Origin of the sequence: Neobacillus vireti, assembly GCF_001026695.1 — a bacterium.
GTDB classification, from domain to species: Bacteria; Bacillota; Bacilli; order Bacillales; family Cytobacillaceae; genus Neobacillus; species Neobacillus vireti.
The window spans coordinates 332,199-349,985 of record NZ_LDNB01000007.1 but is presented as its reverse complement, the minus strand read 5'-3'; the positions used below and the strand labels follow the sequence as shown (position 1 = coordinate 349,985).

Sequence of the window (17,787 nt, the reverse complement as noted above, 5' to 3'; positions counted from 1 at the left end):
CCCATTTCCACGCAAAAACCCGCCTGCCAACCGGCAGGCGGGTAAATTTTTCAAAAGTGGATCCTTCCTTCTCGAACCAGGACAGGACATTACAAAACTGGCGAAAGATTTGGATTTCCAAGATTTAAATAAATCAATGAATGAATGATAACTTGCCTTTTTAAGTTCTTTTATAAGCTTTATATTTTGTCACCAAATATCCAAAAATACGTATAGGAAATAAATAAAAATTGTCAAAAATATAAAAGTAGGAAGGTAGGGGAGGTACTTAATTGGATACTAAAAACAAAATAACTAGAAACGATGAAATTTTTTATTTGGATATGATTGGACGTAACAAGGAGATACATGCGTTAAACCCATATTATAAGATACTTGAAGAAAGAAATTCAGATGATTTCAAGAGATTTATCGGAATATACACTGTTATGAGGGAATTCTTGTCAGAGCGAGAGCAGATTATTTTAAATGAAATATATGGTGTAAATAAACAAAGGGTAAAATTAAAAGCTGTTGGTGAAATGCTAAATATTTGCCCCGAGCGTGTTAGGCAGATAAGGAGAAAAGCTGAGTTCAAGATTGCTAGGAAAATTTCCGAAATCCTAAAAAATGATACTTATTAATTTTAAAAATATAAGCCCCCTCTCGAATAAGTAACGGGTTTACTTGTGAGGTGCAAAACGGTAAATCGCTGACCAAATCAAATAGCAAATCACATAAACTTCACAGTATTTTTCACTGTCAAAAAGGCTTAGAGTCTCTAAGTCTTTTTGACTTTTTCTTGCAAAACCATCCGTAAGTTTTATACAAGTTCATTAGATGCTAAAGCGAGTTTGATAAATAAGCGGATAAATTTCTCTTAATTAGGAAATAGTACTGAAAATAGCCTAAATAGACGGAAAGATTCCGACTATTGACTCAAAAAACGTGAAAATGGGTAATTTTCCTTTGCCTAATCGGAAAATCTCCGCTTATATTCCCCGACCCGTGCTCTATTTTGCAGTCTAACCGGAAAACCTCCGTTTATTTTAAATATCAATGGTTCCCCAATTAAGAATAAGACCTTCTTATTTTTCAAAAAAACCAAGTAAACCTCATTTTAGATGCGTTGAGGGGGACCTTCGCAAAGATGCCAAATGCTAAAGCAACTGCGGGGTCCTGTCTCCTCAGCCCCATTATTCCTGAAGGTGTCTAAGTGCCCGTGAAAGTTACCCATTAAAATTAAACCCAACATTCTCTGTAATTGCAACATAATCCACGTATCCAACAGTAAACTCCATTCCAACACAAAAACCCGCCTGCCAACGCGGCAAGCGGGTTAATTTTTTTAAAATATTAACCGATTGAACCTTCCATCTCAAACTTAATGAGACGATTCATCTCAACGGCATATTCCATTGGCAGTTCTTTCGTAAACGGCTCGATAAAGCCCATGACGATCATTTCGGTTGCTTCTTGTTCTGAAATTCCGCGGCTCATCAAGTAGAAGAGCTGCTCTTCAGAAACTTTAGACACCTTGGCTTCGTGCTCAAGTGAAATATTGTCATTTAAGATTTCGTTGTAAGGAATCGTATCTGATGTTGATTGGTTATCCATGATCAACGTATCGCACTCGATATTGGCACGGGCACCGTCTGCTTTGCGTCCGAATTGAACGATTCCGCGATAGGTTACCTTTCCGCCATGCTTCGAGATTGATTTCGATACAATTGTTGACGATGTATTTGGCGCTAAATGGATCATTTTCGCACCAGCATCCTGGTGTTGGCCTTTACCGGCAATCGCGATTGATAATGTCATTCCGCGAGCGCCTTCGCCTTTTAAAATAACCGCTGGATACTTCATCGTCAGCTTCGAACCGATGTTGCCATCAATCCATTCCATTGTTGCATTTGCTTCACAAACCGCACGCTTCGTAACAAGGTTGAACACGTTGTTTGCCCAGTTTTGAATTGTTGTATAACGGCAGTAAGCATCTTTTTTAATCACAATCTCAACAACGGCACTGTGCAGAGAATTCGTTGTATAAACTGGTGCAGTACAGCCCTCAACATAATGCACGTGCGCGCCTTCATCGACAACGATTAATGTCCGCTCAAATTGACCCATATTTTCGGAGTTAATCCGGAAATACGCTTGTAATGGCGTATCTACTTTCACGCCTGGCGGTACATAAATGAACGAGCCGCCTGACCAAACAGCAGAATTCAACGCAGCAAACTTGTTGTCTGTTGGCGGAATTGTTTTGCCAAAGTGTTCGCGGAAAATATCTTCATTTTCCTTTAATGCTGAATCCGTATCTTTAAACACGATTCCTAATTCTTCAAGGTCTTCCTTCATGTTGTGATAAACAACTTCTGATTCATACTGTGCAGATACACCGGCAAGATACTTTTGCTCAGCTTCTGGAATCCCAAGCTTATCAAAGGTTGCTTTGATTTCCTCAGGTACTTCATCCCATGACTTCTCAGATTTCTCAGATGGTTTTACATAATAGGTAATTTCATCAAAGTTTAATGAAGACATATCGCCGCCCCATTGCGGCATTGGTTTGCTATAAAAAATTTCAAGTGATTTGAGGCGGAAGTCTAACATCCATTGTGGTTCGTTCTTCAACTTGGAAATTTCTTTAACAATATCGGGTGTTAACCCGCGCTTAGATCGGAATATGGAAACGTCTTTATCGGCAAAACCATATTTATAATCACCGATTTCCGGCATTTTCTTCGCCATCGTCCTTTTCCTCCATTTCTTAAACGAAAGGGGGCAAAAAACGCCCTATTTCATTCTATTCATGCTCTTCTTCCTTCAATCCTTTTTCCATCGCCTTCCACGCTAACGTGGCACATTTGATGCGCGCTGGAAATTTAGAAACACCCTGAAGTGCTTCGATATCGCCTAAATCGAGATCTTCACCAATCTCTTTTCCTTGCATCATATCTGAAAAGACCTTTGATAACACCAAAGCATCTTCTACTTTCTTACCCTTAATGGCTTGTGTCATCATCGATGCAGAAGACATCGAAATCGAACAGCCTTCGCCTTCCTGCTTGGCGTCAACCACGATTCCATCCTCCACCTTCAGGCTCAATTGAATCCTGTCGCCGCAAGTTGGGTTATTCATATTAATTGTATGACTGCCATCCTCCAAAACACCGCGATTACGAGGTTTTTTGTAATGGTCCATAATTACTCTTCGGTAAAGTGCATCTAAATTAGAAGACATCGCTGAAATACTCCTTCGTTTTGACAAGTCCTTCAACAAGTTTATCAATATCATCTTCTGAATTGTATAGGTAAAAGCTGGCACGAGCAGTGGCTGTAGCTTTAAGCCATCTCATCAGCGGCTGGGCACAATGATGTCCGGCGCGGACAGCAATTCCTTCCGCATCCAAAACAGTTGCCACATCGTGCGGATGAACATCTGTTAAATTAAAGGTAACAAGACCTGCACGCTTGGCCGCATCAAGCGGGCCATAAATCGTCATGCCTTCAACTGCCGCCATTTTTTCTAATGCGTAAGCGGCAAGGCGATGTTCATGCTCAGCAATATTATCTAAGCCTATTTCAGTTAAAAAGTCGATTGCTGCGCCAAGACCGATTGCACCGGCAATAATTGGTGTGCCGCCTTCAAATTTCCACGGCAGCTCTTTCCAAGTTGACTCGTACAATTCGACAAAATCAATCATCTCGCCGCCAAATTCAATCGGCTCCATTTTTTCAAGCAGCTGTTTTTTCCCATAAAGGACACCAATGCCAGTAGGACCGCACATTTTATGGCCTGAAAAAGCAAGGAAATCACAATCAAGATCTTGTACATCAATTTTCATATGCGGAGCACTTTGGGCAGCATCAACAACCATAACCGCTCCGTTTTGATGGGCAATTTCGGCAATTTCTTTCACCGGATTGATGACACCAAGGACGTTCGATACCTGCATAACAGACACGACCTTCGTGTTAGCAGTGATTGTCGCCCGGGCATCATCCAGTGAAATCGTGCCATCCGCTTGAAGCGGAATGTACTTTAGCTGCGCACCAGTCCGTCTGGCGACTTGCTGCCACGGAATGATATTACTATGGTGCTCCATATAAGTAATAACGATTTCGTCACCTTCTTTTACATTTGCAGCCGCATAGCTCGCCGCTACTGTATTAAGGGATGTCGTCGTTCCTCTAGTAAAAATAACTTCCTGTGTCGATTTAGCATTGATAAACTTGCGAACCTTTTCCCGTGCACCCTCGTACGCATCCGTCGCTCTTGTTCCTAGTGTATGCACACCGCGGTGGACATTGGAATTGATTTCGCGATAATATTTTTCAATCGCTTCAATTACTTGGAGCGGCTTTTGTGATGTTGCCGAACTATCCAAGTATACTAATGGTTTGCCGTTTACCTCTTGATCTAATATCGGAAATTGTTTGCGAATATCCTGGATATTCATTAGCGTACTTTCCTTTCAATCACTTCAGTCAGCTGTTTCTTAACCCCTTCAATCTCAAGTTGGTTAACAACCGGCGCCAAGAAGCCATGGATGATCAAGCGTTCCGCTTCCGTTTTCGTAATGCCGCGGCTCATTAGGTAGTAGAGTTGTAAGTTATCAACCCGTCCAACAGAAGCTGCGTGGCCTGCCGTTACATCATCTTCATCAATTAATAGGATTGGATTGGCATCACCGCGTGCTTTTTCACTCAGCATTAAGACACGGGATTCTTGCTCGGCATTTGATTTAGAAGCACCATGTTCAATTTTACCAATTCCATTAAAGATGGAAGAAGCGCTATCTTTCATCACACCATGCTTCAAGATATAGCCTTCGCTGTTTTTTCCGAAGTGCACAATCTTGGTGGTGAAGTTTTGCGTTTGCTCACCGCGTCCGACAACAACCGTTTTAGTATCCCCATAAGAGCCATCGCCAATTAAATTAGTCGTGTTTTCTGAAATCGTGTTGCCTTCATTCATTAACCCTAACGCCCATTCAATTCGAGCATCTCTGCCGGCAACACCGCGACGGTTCACATAAGTCGTGATACCCTTTGCGAGGTTATCCACTGCTCCAAATTTCACTCTTGCATTGGCGTTCGCAATCACTTCTACCAAAAGATTGGCAACTGTATTTGATGTTTCCATTGTAGAAATGTAGTTTTCAACATATGTTACCGCACTATTGTCCTCCGCAACCACAATCACATGGTTAAATAGGTTGGCCTCAGTATCATCATGTACATATACTGCTTGAATCGGCTCGGTAACTTCGACATTCTTTGGAACGTATAAGAAAACTCCGCCGTTTACAAGTGCAGCATTAAGCGCTGTAAGGCGATGCTCGTCAGCATTGATGGCCTGCGTCATGTAATACTTTTTCAACAGGTCCCCATGCTCTCTAGCAGCGGTGAAAATATCTGTGTAAATAACACCCTTGTTTTTTAGCTCTTCTGATAACGATAAGAAGGCAGGCGTTTGATTTCTTTGGATATATAAATTCTTCTGTTCAGCATCCATATCAACTAATGCTTTCACTTCTTCCGGCAAATCTGCAAGCGTTGGATAGGCATCACTTTTTACCGTATGTTGATTGAATTGCGTAAAATTCCATTTATCGATTTTGGTTTTATCAGGTCTTGGCATTGGCAGTTGTTCGAAATCAGTTAATGCCTTAAGACGGAATTCTTCAAACCAAGCGGGCTCGCTCATTGCTTTTGAGAACGAGCTTACTTTGCCATTATCAAATGATAATTTTGTTTCTGTTGTCATAGTAATCCTCCTAACGCTCTCTTACGCTTCTTGCCCAACTGTTTCATCTTCAATGCCAAGCTCTTGCTTGATCCAGTCATATCCTTCTGCTTCTAAGCGTTGTGCTAGCTCTGGTCCGCCGGATTTCACAATGCGGCCTTGCATCATTACATGCACACGGTCAGGAGTGATATAGTTTAACAGACGTTGATAGTGCGTAATCATTAAGCAGCCGAAATCTTCGCCGCGCATTTCATTGATACCCTTCGAGACTACCTTTAAAGCATCAATATCTAGTCCAGAGTCAATTTCATCTAAGATGGCAATTTTCGGTTCTAACATTGTCAATTGCAAAATTTCGTTACGCTTTTTCTCCCCGCCGGAGAAGCCTTCATTTAAATAGCGCTGTGCCATATCAAGATCCATTTCAAGGAATTCCATTTGCTTATCCATTTTACGGATGAATTTCATCAAGGAAATTTCGTTTCCTTCACCTAGACGGCTATTAATTGCAGAACGTAGGAAGTCTGCATTTGTAACGCCGTTAATTTCACTTGGGTATTGCATTGCTAAAAATAGACCGGCACGTGCGCGTTCATCTACTTCCATTTCAAGAACATTTTGTCCATCTAATGTGATGTTTCCGCTTGTCACTTCATATTTTGGGTGACCCATGATCGCAGAAGATAAAGTCGATTTACCAGTTCCGTTTGGACCCATGATTGCATGGATTTCTCCACCCTTTATTTCAAGGTTTACCCCTTTTAAGATTTCTTTACCCTCAATTTCTACATGAAGGTCCTTAATTGTTAAAGTTGATCCAGCCATATTTATACCTCCGAAAAGAATGATTTGTATCTAAAACTACAATGGTCTGTGACTCTATTCTCATTTTATTCTCATTACAATCTTATAACAAATGAAATGTATTAGCAACTCCTAAACAGTAAAAACAAAGCTGCTATTTTCAATAAGCAGGCCCTAAATGAGAATGAATAGAATATTTTTTCGAAAATTCAGACAGAAACTCTTTATGTAAATCACATTCGGTATAAATGATACCTTATTTTATATTATTTTGCCAATGGTAATACATGTTCTATTCAATGGGCTAAAATACAGAAAAAGCCAGTGACGCTATCACTGACTTTCTGTTTTTCTACCTATTTAAATATGTTTATTCAGAAACCGTTACAACGGACCCTTTGTATTTTTCTTTGATGAAGTCTTGGATTTCTTTTGATTTGAGTACATCTACAAATGTTTTGATGGTTTCTTTGTCTTTGTCCTCTGAACGAACGACCACAAGATTTGCCGGAACAACGTCATCGCCTTCAAAGGCAATTCCATACTTTCCAATGTCAACTCCGCCTTCTAATGCGTAGTTCGTATTAATAACGACTGCATCACCTTCACCGCTTTCGAAAGAAGATGCTAATAATTTGGCTTCAATTAGCGTTGAGAAATCTAGGTTCTTTGGATTTTCGATAATATCCTCAACTCTTGCATTTGCGCCAACACCGTCTTTAAGCTTGATTAATCCTGCTTTTTCAAAAATAGGTAAAATACGTCCATGGTCACTAAATGAATTACTCATAATAATTTTTGCACCATTAGGAAGGTCTTTTAAGCTCTTATATTTTTTAGAATAAACTCCGATTGGTTCTTTATGAATTTCGCCAACACTTACAAAATCAAAGTCCTTATTATCTTTCATTTGCAGGGCTAAATACCCTGGTGTTTGAAAATAGTTGGCATCGAGATCTTTATCTTTTAACGCTACGTTTGGCAGGATATAATCTTGAAAAACTTTGATTTCTAGATCAATGCCTTTTTCCTTTAATAATGGTTTTGCCGCTTCTAATACTTCCGCATGCGGTACAGCAGTAGCACCCACGACTAATTTCTTGTTACCATCTTTTCCTGCCGTATCTTTTTTGGCTCCACCGCAAGCTGTTAAGGCAAATGCTAGTAACGCAATTCCAATGAAACTAAATACCTTTTTCATGATTTGACTCCTCCTGTTATCGCTTATCTGTTTTCTTTGTAAAATAATCGCCAATAAATTGGACAATAAAAACTATAATTAAGATCGCAATCGTTGCAACTAGCGTGACAATCGGTTTATTGCCCTGAAACCCATAGAGGTAGGCAAAATTCCCAAGTCCGCCAGCTCCAATGATTCCAGCCATTGCCGTAAAGCCGATGAGCGAAATAGCTGTAACGGTTATTCCTGAAATTAATGCCGGTAAGGATTCCGGTATTAATACTTTAAAAATAATATGGCCATGGGTAGCCCCCATCGATTGCGAGGCCTCAATCACACCTTTATCAATTTCCCTAAGGGCAATTTCTACCATTCGCGCATAAAAAGGGGCAGCACCAATAATGAGAGCGGGAAGCGCCGCATTTGCCCCAAGAATCGTCCCAAGCAATAATTTTGTAAATGGAATTAATAAAACGACTAAGATAATAAAGGGAATCGATCTGAAAATATTGACAATGCCCCCAACAACGACATTAACAGTCCGATTGGCCCATATATTCCCTTTATCTGTTAAAAATAACAGCAGACCAAGTAATAATCCTAAAACAAATGTCGCAAACACAGAAATGGAAGTCATATACATCGTTTCTCGAGTGGCTTCCATTAATTTGTCCCACTTTACCATTTCCATAAAATCAGCCATTACTGATCACCTCCACGCCGACTTGCTGTGAGTGAATATAATCGATGGCCTTCTGTATTTCGCTTACTTGCCCATCCAAGTGAATGAATAATGTTCCGTATGATCCGTTTTGCGTGTGTGAAATTTTCCCTTGCAGAATATTGACAACCACATCGCAATTCCGAATAACATTAGTGATTAATGGCTGTTCTGTTGTCTCACCAACGAACGAGAGCTGAACCACACAACCATGCGGATAAAGTTCGAGTAGATGCTGGGTTGTTTCCTTCGTTTCTTCCGGTTCCGTTACTTGCTGAACGAATCGCTTCGTGATCGGCTGCTCCGGGTTTTTAAACACATCTAACACTGGACCAAGCTCAACGACGCTTCCGCTTTCCATGACCGCTACCCGGTGGCAAATCTTACGGATCACGTGCATCTCATGCGTAATCAAAACAATCGTTAACCCGAGCCGCTTATTAATATCGACTAGCAAATCCAAAATCGAGTCCGTCGTTTGCGGATCGAGCGCAGAGGTTGCTTCATCACAAAGCAATACCTTTGGATTATTGGCAAGTGCCCTAGCAATCCCAACGCGCTGCTTTTGGCCGCCGCTCAGTTGGGAAGGATAGGCGTTTTCCCTGCCTTCGAGACCAACTAGTTTAATAAGTTCCTGCACTCGTTTTTTTCTTTGTGAGCTATTTACCCCAGCGATTTCTAATGGAAAAGCAATATTTTCACTTACAGTCCTTGACCACAGCAAGTTAAAATGCTGGAAAATCATGCTGATTTCCTGACGTGCTTTCCGAAGTTCAGCACCCTTTATCTTCGAAATCACCCGGCCGGCTACCGTAACGGTTCCATCCGTCGGGAGCTCGAGTCCATTTAACATCCGGATTAACGTACTTTTTCCGGCACCGCTATATCCAATCACTCCGAAAATTTCGCCTTCTTGTATTTCCAGGTTTACATCATCAACTGCCTTTAAATGCCCCTGTTTTGAAGGAAAAATTTTACTGACTTTTTTTATCGATATCACTTGAATCACCTGCTTCTTATCCGATTTACAGATTCTTGTTTATAGAGTTAGACTGTTTTCATGAAAAGATTCTTTTTTAAAATAAAAAGCCTCTCTGCGCAGGCAGAAAGGCATCATTAAAACAATCCTTTCTCCCATCTCCCAAAGCAATTGCTTTGTGTGAATTGGCACCATTTCAATACAAATATTGACGGTTGCCGGGCTTCATCGGGCACATCCCTCCACCTCTCTTGATAAGAGCTTACAGCATTCTATATTCAATTAACGTTAAATTATTTAAGTAATGATATTACGAATGCAATCGTATCACGGATAAAAAGCAGTGTCAACGAGAAATTCTTTGGAAAATTATATCAGCTGAATTTAAGCATTTGTTTTAAGGGAAGCTAAACCAGTCGCCGTTTCAATCGCTGATTCGAGGTCCTCGATTAAATCCTCGACATTTTCAATGCCAATGGAAAGGCGAATTAAATCCTCAGATACCCCTGCAGACTTAAGCCCTTCCGCATCTAATTGCTGATGAGTAGTGCTTGCCGGATGAATAATTAAGCTTTTTGCATCGCCAACATTAGCAACATGTGCCCACAGCGTAATTGCATCAATTAATTTAGCCCCTGCCTCTTTGCCGCCTTTAATCCCAAAGACAACCATGGAGCCGGCTCCTTTTGGCAAATATTTTTGCGCTAATTCATGATCCAGATGTGTTGGATGTCCAGGGTATGAAACCCATTCCACTGCAGGATGATTAATTAAGTAATTTACTACTTCCTTCGTATTGGCAACATGCTCTTTCATCCGCACATGAAGTGTTTCAAGACCAAGTGTGAACTGGAATGCATTTTGCGGACTTAGTGCCGGCCCAAGGTCACGTAAAAGCTGGACTCGTGCTTTAATAATATAAGCGACCGCACCTAGTGCTTCTGCATATACGAGATCATGATAACTTGCATCTGGTGTTATAAAGCCCGGGAATTTCGGCGAGTTCCAGTCAAATTTTCCGCCATCGACAATCACACCGCCAGTTGTCGTGCCATTTCCCAACAGCCATTTTGTGGCCGAGTGAACGACAATGTCTGCACCATGCTCAATTGGCCGGCACAAATATGGTGTCGCGAAGGTATTATCAATAATTAAAGGAACCCCTGCCTCATGAGCAATTTCAGCTACCTTTTCAATATCTAATATGCGTAAGCTCGGATTACCAATCGTTTCAGCGAAGACCGCTTTTGTTTTTTCAGTAATCGCCGTGCGGAAATTTTCAGGATGATCCGGGTTGACAAATTTCACTTTAATTCCGTATTTAGGGAGTGTAACGGCAAATAAATTATAAGTTCCTCCATATAAATTAGAGGCGGAGACAATCTCATCACCTGCTTCGGCAATATTTAAAATCGCAAGTGTGATCGCTGCCATGCCGCTTGCAACCGCAAGTGCTCCAACGCCGCCTTCTAATAAAGCCACGCGATCTTCAAAAACGGTGGTGGTTGGATTATGGATCCGGGTATAAATGTAACCAGGCTCCTTCAGGGCAAATAAGTTGGCCGCATGTTCTGTGCTTTTAAATTGATACGCATTGTTTTGATAAATCGGGACCGCACGAGCACCTGTCACCGGATCTGGCGACAATCCTCCATGAACACTCAATGTTTCAAAACGATAATTCTTTTGATTTTCTCCCATTATTCTCGCTCCTTTTATAACAATACAATAAGCAAAAACCCCCTCTTCATAAGAAGATGGGGGTCCATTCTTCTTATCTTCCAGAGCTAAATTGCTCTGCTGGATTTAGCACCGTGTTATTAACCGGTTGCCGGGCATCGTAGGGCCAGTCCCTCCGCCACTCTTGATAAGAATGCTTATTGAATTGTGTTTATTAATAGAATATTTAAATAATACTTTACATCAAGATTAATTCCGAGTCAATAACTTTGTTTAAATTATTTTTGCCTGTGGGCTGTTCTGTGCTTTTGTTAAAAAGAAGACCGATTCTAGTAAAAGAGTGCTTCTTAGTGGTACTGAAACCTTTAGCTGCCCTTGCTGTTCGAGAACCCGCAGCCTATATGTTCCCTCAAGCAGCTGTTTCATAGCGTTAGGCGATCCGCTAATCTCGTGCTTTGTCTGTAGTGCTTCTGAGTTTTGCAAGATCATGGTACTGCCATTTTTGATCATTAACTGCATCATTTGCCCCTCACAGCGTAGGTTAATTTGTAAATTCGCCTGATGAATTAAGGGCAGGACATGCCCCTGGTCTTTGATTTTTGCTAGAAATGCTTCTACCGCTTCCATCATTTCCACCACTCCGGTCTTTTCGCTTTTACATTACTTATTCAGCAAGAATTGGCGGAATCCTTTCATTATCACTCGACAATTTATTGCGCAATTTGGCAGTTTTTTGAAATTTCCCGAGAAATATGTCGCTTCTTTATGAAATTTTGGCAGATGCTGCCGGTTCTTTTTTAACGGTGAATCCTCTAAATACTAGGAAGAAATACGTCGAACCAATTAAGTATAATCCAGCAGTTATTGTAAACACATAGGCATAGCCCCAGTACGAAACGTACTTAACGACAATTCCTGTCGAAACCTGCCCCATGAACGCCCACCCTAAATTAAACACCATTTGGTTGACGGAGTTGGCGAGCCCCTCCATCGAGTCGCTCACCTTCGACATCATTAACGACATTTGAATCGGGTTCCCGGCATTCATCAATGCTTGGCGGAATAAGAAACCAAGGGCTGCCAGCCATAAATGTTCTATATAGGCTGTTAATAATAGGAATGGAAGCGATGCAAGCTGTAAATAAACTACCGCCTTCACGTCCCCGACTTTCTTGACGACTTGCGGACCGATACACATCGCCAAGGCGGTTGCTGCCTGCCCCAATGGGTTTTAAATTGTGCAGCCCAATTATGATAGAAGGCCATTTCGTATTCGCCCCCTAGGATGGTTATTTTGGATCCCTAAGTATCATAATGCAGGAGGGAAGGTTTAGATTTTTCATATATTTCGGTTGTGGCTGAATTTTTCGGCAAAGTGTTGAAAAGTATTCAAATATGAATGCCGATTGCGGGAGATTATTTTATAAAATGAGATTAGAAAGGAAGTGGAAAATGAGTTATAAATCTCGTTCTAAACCAGTTGAAGCAATTATTCTAGGAATCCTAAACGCAAGAATGACCCTCGGAGAAAAAGAAATGCAGCGCCTTCATAACCTCGATAAGGGTTTTGAAGGGGAAGTCAAATTTGATTCATTAACGGAGAAACTTCAATGTTCAAGCTATATTTTAAAGGACTTACTGCTGGAACATAACGGCAGTAAATTTCAAATTGATTCGTTAATGCTTACACAAGAACCTTTATATTACTTTGAGGTAAAAAATTATGAAGGTGACTATTATTTTGAAAATGACAGGTTCTATACGTTTTCCAAAAAAGACAAGGAAATTAAGAATCCGCTGCAGCAGCTTGAACGAGGTGAGTCCTTACTCCGTCAGATGCTACAGCATTATGGGTATCGAATTCCGATCGAGGCATATGTTGTTTTTGTTAACCCCGAATTCCATTGTTTTCAGGCCCCTCTAAATAAACCAATAATTTTTCCTAACCAGCTCAACCGTTTTATGAAAAAGTTGAATATGCGACCATCACGGTTAAATGGGTCTCACAAAAAGCTGGCTGATCACTTAGTCTCTATGCATCAGATTGTTCTTCCGTATGACAAGCTGCCGCCATATACCTATGCACAACTTAATAAGGGACCCCTTTGCGCTGTTTGCGACTCACTGAAGACGAGTGTTGTTGATAGGAAACTTGTATGCGCGATTTGTGGACACGAGGAACTGCTTGATCACGCTATTTTGCGGAGTGTGGAGGAATTAAAGCTGCTTTTTCCGGATATAAAGATTACCACGGTTCTGGTTCATGATTGGTTTCAGGTAGTGGATTCTATGAAGACGATACGGAGGGTTTTGGTGCAGAACTATAATGCGGTAGGGAAGAAAGAATATAATTTTTTAAAGTTGAAATAAATCTTTCTTATTTAAGGATTTAGTTGGGGGCTCTGAGCGCTTCACAGAGCCCGAGCAACCATTTTATCAAGCTCGACGGGCACTCTGGCTCTTCCACAGTGCCCGGTTGATGTTTTTTTCTCCTCACATGGGCACTCTGGCTACTCCACAGTGCTCGTGCGATGCTTTTTTCTCCTAACATGGGCACTCTGGCTACTCCACAGTGCCCGGTTGATACTTTTTTCTCCTCACATGGGCACTCTGGCTACTCCACACAGTGCCCGGTTGATACTTTTTTCACCTCGCACGGGCACTCTGCTTCCTCCACAGTGCCCGGTTGATGCTTTTTTCTCCTCACATGGGCACTCTCGTTACTCCACAGTGCCCGGTTGATTTTCTCTTCACATGGGCACTCTGGTTACTCCACAGTGCCCGGTTGATGTTTTTTTCTCCTAACATGGGCACTCTGGCTCCTTCACAGTGCCCGGTCGACGCTTTTAAAATTGCAAAAAAAACAGATGCGCTCCGCATCTGCTTAAGTGAGATATTGTTTTGTTTTTTCAAGTAAATATGGCACGGAATGAAAAGCGTAAATGGTTTCTTTCACCTTGCCTTTTTGCACAATTAGCAGGCATGGGACACTTTCGATGCCAAAATTCGCGGCAATATCGGGATAAAAATTCAAGTTCATTTTTCCCATATTAACCTTCACAAGTTCCTCAAGCACAACTAGCATCCTTGAAGCAACCTGACAGGTGCCGCATAGAGGAGTATAAAAATATAGCAATCCGCTTTCTTGATCATCAAGAAATCCAGCTAAATTATTTCGATTCCATTCGTTCATATGCTCATTAACCCATTTCTAAATACTCTGTATGAACATCAATATTCGCGCCCATTAGAACGGTCGCCAAGTGGTGCACCGGGGCAGTTGCGACCTCGCGATACATCCGGTCAATATATAAATGTTCAGCTTGGGGAAATTCCCGTTTAAATTGCTTGCGAAGCTTTTCGCCAGCTTTATCCGCATCAACAAGGATATAGACATCCTTGTCTTCAAGAAATTCGATCCATTCATCTAATTTCGTAAAACTGATGGTTCCATTTGTACAAATGATTTCTACTGGTTCCTTCACAATCCGCTTTACCTTATTTTTATCTGACTTTCCTTCAACAATAAGAACTTTGTCAACATACGAATCATTCATATCCATCACCTGTAATAGAAGTTGTTTATGTTAACATATTCTAAAATATTAATTTCGTGTGTTTTTCTTCTTAGTATGTTAACTATAGCACTATTGTTATATTTAAAATAGGAATTTGTCCGACTTTATTATATTCTTCCCAATTTAAAGCAGAAGTGATGTTGGAAAAATAAAGAAAACTCACCGACTGGCGAACCGTTAGGCGGTTCATGAGGCGTAGTTGCACTTATGTCTGATTGGAAAGTTTACTTTCCTATCGACTAAGAGAAAAAGCACCTTTGAAAAGTGCTTTTTCCAATTATATTTAGCCTTCATTAGTCATTGCTTCATATTGTTCAGCAGTCATCAGCTTTTCGAGCTCGCTTGAGTCAGATAGTTCAATGACAACCATCCATGCTTTTTCATATGGTGATTCATTAACAAATTCTGGGCTGTCGCTTAAATCTTCATTTACTTCCACTACTTTGCCACTTACTGGTGCGTAAAGCTCAGAAACGGTCTTAACAGATTCAACACTGCCAAATGGTTCATCAGCCGAAATCTCATCGCCGACTTCAGGCAGCTCAACAAATACGATATCGCCTAGTTCATGCTGTGCAAAGTCAGTGATTCCGACGCGCACTCTTTCCCCTTCAACCTTTACCCATTCATGTTCTTCGGAATAACGTAATTCTTTTGGTGTACTCATTAGCAAAATCCCTCCATTGTTTTTTCTAAAATCTATCATCGAAATAAATCGATTTCCGTTAGTAAATGATCACAGCCACATTTTTTCGTACTCTTCCTCTTTAAAGCCTACTGTGACGTGTTCTCCATCGGTTAAAATCGGCCTTTTGATTAACATGCCGTCAGATGCAAGGATATCAAGCAGTTCATCTTCAGAAGCAGTTTTCATTTTGTCTTTTATCCCTAATTCGCGGTATTTTAAACCGCTAGTATTAAAAAATTTCTTTAATTCCAGACCGCTTTTTTGTAAAAATCCCTGCAATTCCGCACGCGACGGAGGATTTTCAACAATATGTACTTCTTCATAAGGCAGATGATGCGCATCCAGCCATTTCTTCGCATTTCGACATGTACCGCATTTTGGATACCAGTAAAATGTCAGAGACATTCGTTTCACCGCCCTCCTGCCTAACATTTATGCATCACTTGAATATTACCATAACTTTTTTCTAACGCAAAAAGTATTGCAGTCTTCACCAAAGAAATTCGACTAATTTCGAAAAAATCCTGCATCATTTTGACAAAAATTATTTTATTTAGAAAACAAGCACTAATTCCTGCTAGAAAAGCTATACGTCGAAATAAGCCCCTCCAAATGAAGGGGCTCAATTCTTTTAGACGATATAACGCTCAGCTTCGATTATCACATCGGCTGCTTCACGTTTTTTCGCGATTACATTGATTGGTGTATGACGTGTAAATTTGCGGAGTGACGACAACATCATCCGAAGTGTATCGCCCTGTTCAATCGCTATTAATGTTTCTTTAGCATCTGCTTCAATTTTATTGAATGCTTCCTGACAGAAGATTTGCGTATATAGAAGCTTTTGATTGTTTTTTTCTAAGCCGTCTTTAGCAATCGCCTTTTCGGTTCGTAAGACTACAGATTCCATGGCGTATACATTTGAAGCAATATCAGCAATATTTACGAGTATCTCTTGCTCTTTTTCAAGCGCTTTGCCAAATTTTTGCGCGGCCAATCCTGCTGCTAATAAGCCAATTTTTTTCGCATTTTTGACAAGATGTTTTTCCTGCGCTAGCGGCTCATCGCCTGGCTCTTCCGGCATTAACATCATTAGTTCCTCTTGGAGCGCCAGTGCTTTTTGGAATAATGGCAGTTCACCTTTGAATGCCTTCTTCAAGAAGGTGCCTGGCACCAATAGACGGTTGATTTCGTTTGTTCCTTCAAAAATTCGATTGATGCGGGAATCACGGTAGGCTCTTTCGATTGGGTACTCTTGCATGAATCCATATCCGCCATGAATTTGCACGCCTTCGTCGACGACATAATCTAACACTTCACTGGCAAAGAATTTATTAACCGAGCACTCAATCGCATATTCAGCAATCGAACCCGCAACCTTTTTAATATCTTTGGCATCTTCTGTTGAAAGCTTGCCTTGGTTATCTTCATATAATCCAACTGTACGGTACACGGAACTTTCTGCCGCATAAATCTTCGAGCCAAGCGTGCCGAATTTTTCTTTTGTTAAATTGAACTGAGAAATTGGTGTTTTGAATTGCTGGCGGCCATTTGCGTATTTTACGGTCATTTCAAATGCACCTTTGGAACCGCCGACAGCGCCGACCGCTAATTTATAACGACCAATGTTTAAGATGTTGAAAGCAATCACATGGCCGCGGCCGAATTCACCTAATAAATTTTCAACTGGGACAGGAACATCCTCTAAAATAAGTGTGCGAGTAGATGAGCTCTTAATCCCCATTTTCTTTTCTTCAGCGCCAGTGGAAACGCCCGGGAACTCTCTTTCCACGATAAAGGCGGTGAAGTGCTCGCCATCTATTTTTGCATAAACTACAAAGATATCGGCAAAGCCGGCATTGGTAATCCATTGCTTTTCACCATTTAGGATATAGTGTGTACCTTCGGCGTTTAATTTTGCAGTTGTTCTTGCTCCAAGGGCATCGGAACCTGAGCCTGGCTCGGTTAATGCATAGGCGGCAAGCTGTTCACCTGAAGCAAGAGCAGGCAAATACTTTTTCTTTTGCGCATCATTCCCGAATAACACGATCGGCAGTGAACCGATCCCAACGTGAGCTCCGTGGGAAAGCGAGAAACCGCCAGCCCTTGACATTTTTTCCGTAAGCAGGGAAGAAGTAATTTTATCTAAGGCGAGGCCTTCATATTCTTCTGGTACATCTGCCGCTAAAAGACCAAGCTCGCCTGCTTTTTTAAGCAGCTTTACAGTCCGATCGAATTCATGTTTTTCTAGATATTCAAGCTGTGGAAGAACTTCTTTTTCAACGAAGTCTTCAGCTGTCTTGGCAATCATTAAATGCTCTTCGGTAAAGTCTTCCGGTGTTAACATATCTTGATACGAAATATCTTCGATTAAAAAGCTGCCGCCTTTAATGAATTTTTTTGTTTCGTTTGTCATGGAA

Annotated in this window: 17 protein-coding genes, 1 pseudogene and 2 riboswitches; of the genes and pseudogenes, 2 read left to right on the top strand and 16 right to left on the bottom strand. The window is 41.1% G+C overall.

The features are described from left to right. Positions 1-272 precede the first annotated feature (272 nt). Positions 273-623, top strand: a complete 351-nt coding sequence (locus tag AA980_RS08805; protein WP_024026574.1) for a sigma factor-like helix-turn-helix DNA-binding protein — start codon at positions 273-275, stop codon at positions 621-623. Between the two features lie 712 nt (positions 624-1,335). On the opposite strand, the gene sufB is transcribed toward AA980_RS08805, so the two are convergent. The 11 genes and pseudogenes from sufB to AA980_RS08750 form a co-directional block, all read right to left on the bottom strand. Further along, complete coding sequence (sufB, locus tag AA980_RS08800; protein ID WP_024026573.1) at positions 1,336-2,733, bottom strand: Fe-S cluster assembly protein SufB; 1,398 nt, start codon at positions 2,731-2,733, stop codon at positions 1,336-1,338. A gap of 55 nt (positions 2,734-2,788) precedes the next feature. After that, a complete protein-coding gene (gene sufU / locus AA980_RS08795) occupies positions 2,789-3,226 on the bottom strand; it encodes a Fe-S cluster assembly sulfur transfer protein SufU (protein WP_024026572.1) in 438 nt (145 codons plus the stop codon). After that, positions 3,216-4,445 carry a cysteine desulfurase gene (locus AA980_RS08790; protein WP_024026571.1) on the bottom strand — a complete coding sequence of 410 codons (1,230 nt, stop codon included), beginning with the start codon at positions 4,443-4,445 and terminating at the stop codon, positions 3,216-3,218. Before AA980_RS08790 ends, sufU begins: the two co-directional genes overlap by 11 nt. Beyond that, positions 4,445-5,755 carry a Fe-S cluster assembly protein SufD gene (gene sufD, locus AA980_RS08785; RefSeq protein WP_024026570.1) on the bottom strand — a complete coding sequence of 437 codons (1,311 nt, stop codon included), beginning with the start codon at positions 5,753-5,755 and terminating at the stop codon, positions 4,445-4,447. The genes AA980_RS08790 and sufD overlap by 1 nt, the downstream gene beginning before the upstream one ends. A 21-nt stretch (positions 5,756-5,776) precedes the next feature. After that, positions 5,777-6,562, bottom strand: a complete 786-nt coding sequence (gene sufC, locus AA980_RS08780) for a Fe-S cluster assembly ATPase SufC (RefSeq protein ID WP_024026569.1) — start codon at positions 6,560-6,562, stop codon at positions 5,777-5,779. Positions 6,563-6,911: 349 nt separating this feature from the next. Then, positions 6,912-7,742, bottom strand: a complete 831-nt coding sequence (locus tag AA980_RS08775) for a MetQ/NlpA family ABC transporter substrate-binding protein (RefSeq protein WP_047771461.1) — start codon at positions 7,740-7,742, stop codon at positions 6,912-6,914. A gap of 16 nt (positions 7,743-7,758) precedes the next feature. Beyond that, positions 7,759-8,424: a methionine ABC transporter permease gene (locus AA980_RS08770; RefSeq protein ID WP_024030918.1), complete on the bottom strand. Its 666-nt coding sequence runs from the start codon at positions 8,422-8,424 to the stop codon at positions 7,759-7,761. Continuing rightward, complete coding sequence (locus AA980_RS08765) at positions 8,417-9,442, bottom strand: methionine ABC transporter ATP-binding protein (RefSeq protein ID WP_024030919.1); 1,026 nt, start codon at positions 9,440-9,442, stop codon at positions 8,417-8,419. Before AA980_RS08765 ends, AA980_RS08770 begins: the two co-directional genes overlap by 8 nt. A gap of 131 nt (positions 9,443-9,573) precedes the next feature. Beyond that, a riboswitch (SAM riboswitch) is annotated at positions 9,574-9,682 on the bottom strand. Positions 9,683-9,805: 123 nt separating this feature from the next. Continuing rightward, entirely contained in the window at positions 9,806-11,122 is a 1,317-nt protein-coding gene (locus AA980_RS08760) for an O-acetylhomoserine aminocarboxypropyltransferase/cysteine synthase family protein (protein ID WP_024030920.1), read from the bottom strand. Between the two features lie 70 nt (positions 11,123-11,192). Beyond that, a riboswitch (SAM riboswitch) is annotated at positions 11,193-11,295 on the bottom strand. A 79-nt stretch (positions 11,296-11,374) separates the two neighbouring features. Continuing rightward, positions 11,375-11,731: an SCP2 sterol-binding domain-containing protein gene (locus tag AA980_RS08755; protein ID WP_024030921.1), complete on the bottom strand. Its 357-nt coding sequence runs from the start codon at positions 11,729-11,731 to the stop codon at positions 11,375-11,377. Positions 11,732-11,864: 133 nt separating this feature from the next. Further along, positions 11,865-12,326 (bottom strand): annotated as a pseudogene (locus AA980_RS08750) (MFS transporter); the annotation flags it as partial. A 227-nt stretch (positions 12,327-12,553) separates the two neighbouring features. Between AA980_RS08750 and AA980_RS08745 the strand changes: the two are divergent. Then, positions 12,554-13,471 (top strand): nuclease-related domain-containing protein, encoded by a 918-nt coding sequence (locus tag AA980_RS08745; RefSeq protein ID WP_034725183.1) that lies wholly within the window; start codon positions 12,554-12,556, stop codon positions 13,469-13,471. Between the two features lie 514 nt (positions 13,472-13,985). Here the strand turns inward: AA980_RS08745 and AA980_RS08740 are convergent. The 5 genes from AA980_RS08740 to AA980_RS08720 all read right to left on the bottom strand — a co-directional run bounded on the left by AA980_RS08740 (position 13,986) and on the right by AA980_RS08720 (position 17,783). Next, positions 13,986-14,294: a thioredoxin family protein gene (locus AA980_RS08740; RefSeq protein WP_024031009.1), complete on the bottom strand. Its 309-nt coding sequence runs from the start codon at positions 14,292-14,294 to the stop codon at positions 13,986-13,988. 7 nt (positions 14,295-14,301) lie between these two features. Then, positions 14,302-14,658 carry a toprim domain-containing protein gene (locus AA980_RS08735; RefSeq protein ID WP_024031010.1) on the bottom strand — a complete coding sequence of 119 codons (357 nt, stop codon included), beginning with the start codon at positions 14,656-14,658 and terminating at the stop codon, positions 14,302-14,304. Positions 14,659-14,962: 304 nt separating this feature from the next. Further along, positions 14,963-15,346 (bottom strand): glycine cleavage system protein GcvH, encoded by a 384-nt coding sequence (gcvH, locus tag AA980_RS08730; protein ID WP_024031011.1) that lies wholly within the window; start codon positions 15,344-15,346, stop codon positions 14,963-14,965. 69 nt (positions 15,347-15,415) lie between these two features. Then, the gene (locus AA980_RS08725) at positions 15,416-15,772 is read right to left on the bottom strand and encodes an arsenate reductase family protein (RefSeq protein ID WP_024031012.1); all 357 of its coding nucleotides are present in this window, start codon (positions 15,770-15,772) and stop codon (positions 15,416-15,418) included. 226 nt (positions 15,773-15,998) lie between these two features. Further along, positions 15,999-17,783: an acyl-CoA dehydrogenase family protein gene (locus AA980_RS08720; protein WP_024031013.1), complete on the bottom strand. Its 1,785-nt coding sequence runs from the start codon at positions 17,781-17,783 to the stop codon at positions 15,999-16,001. Positions 17,784-17,787: the final 4 nt, after the last annotated feature.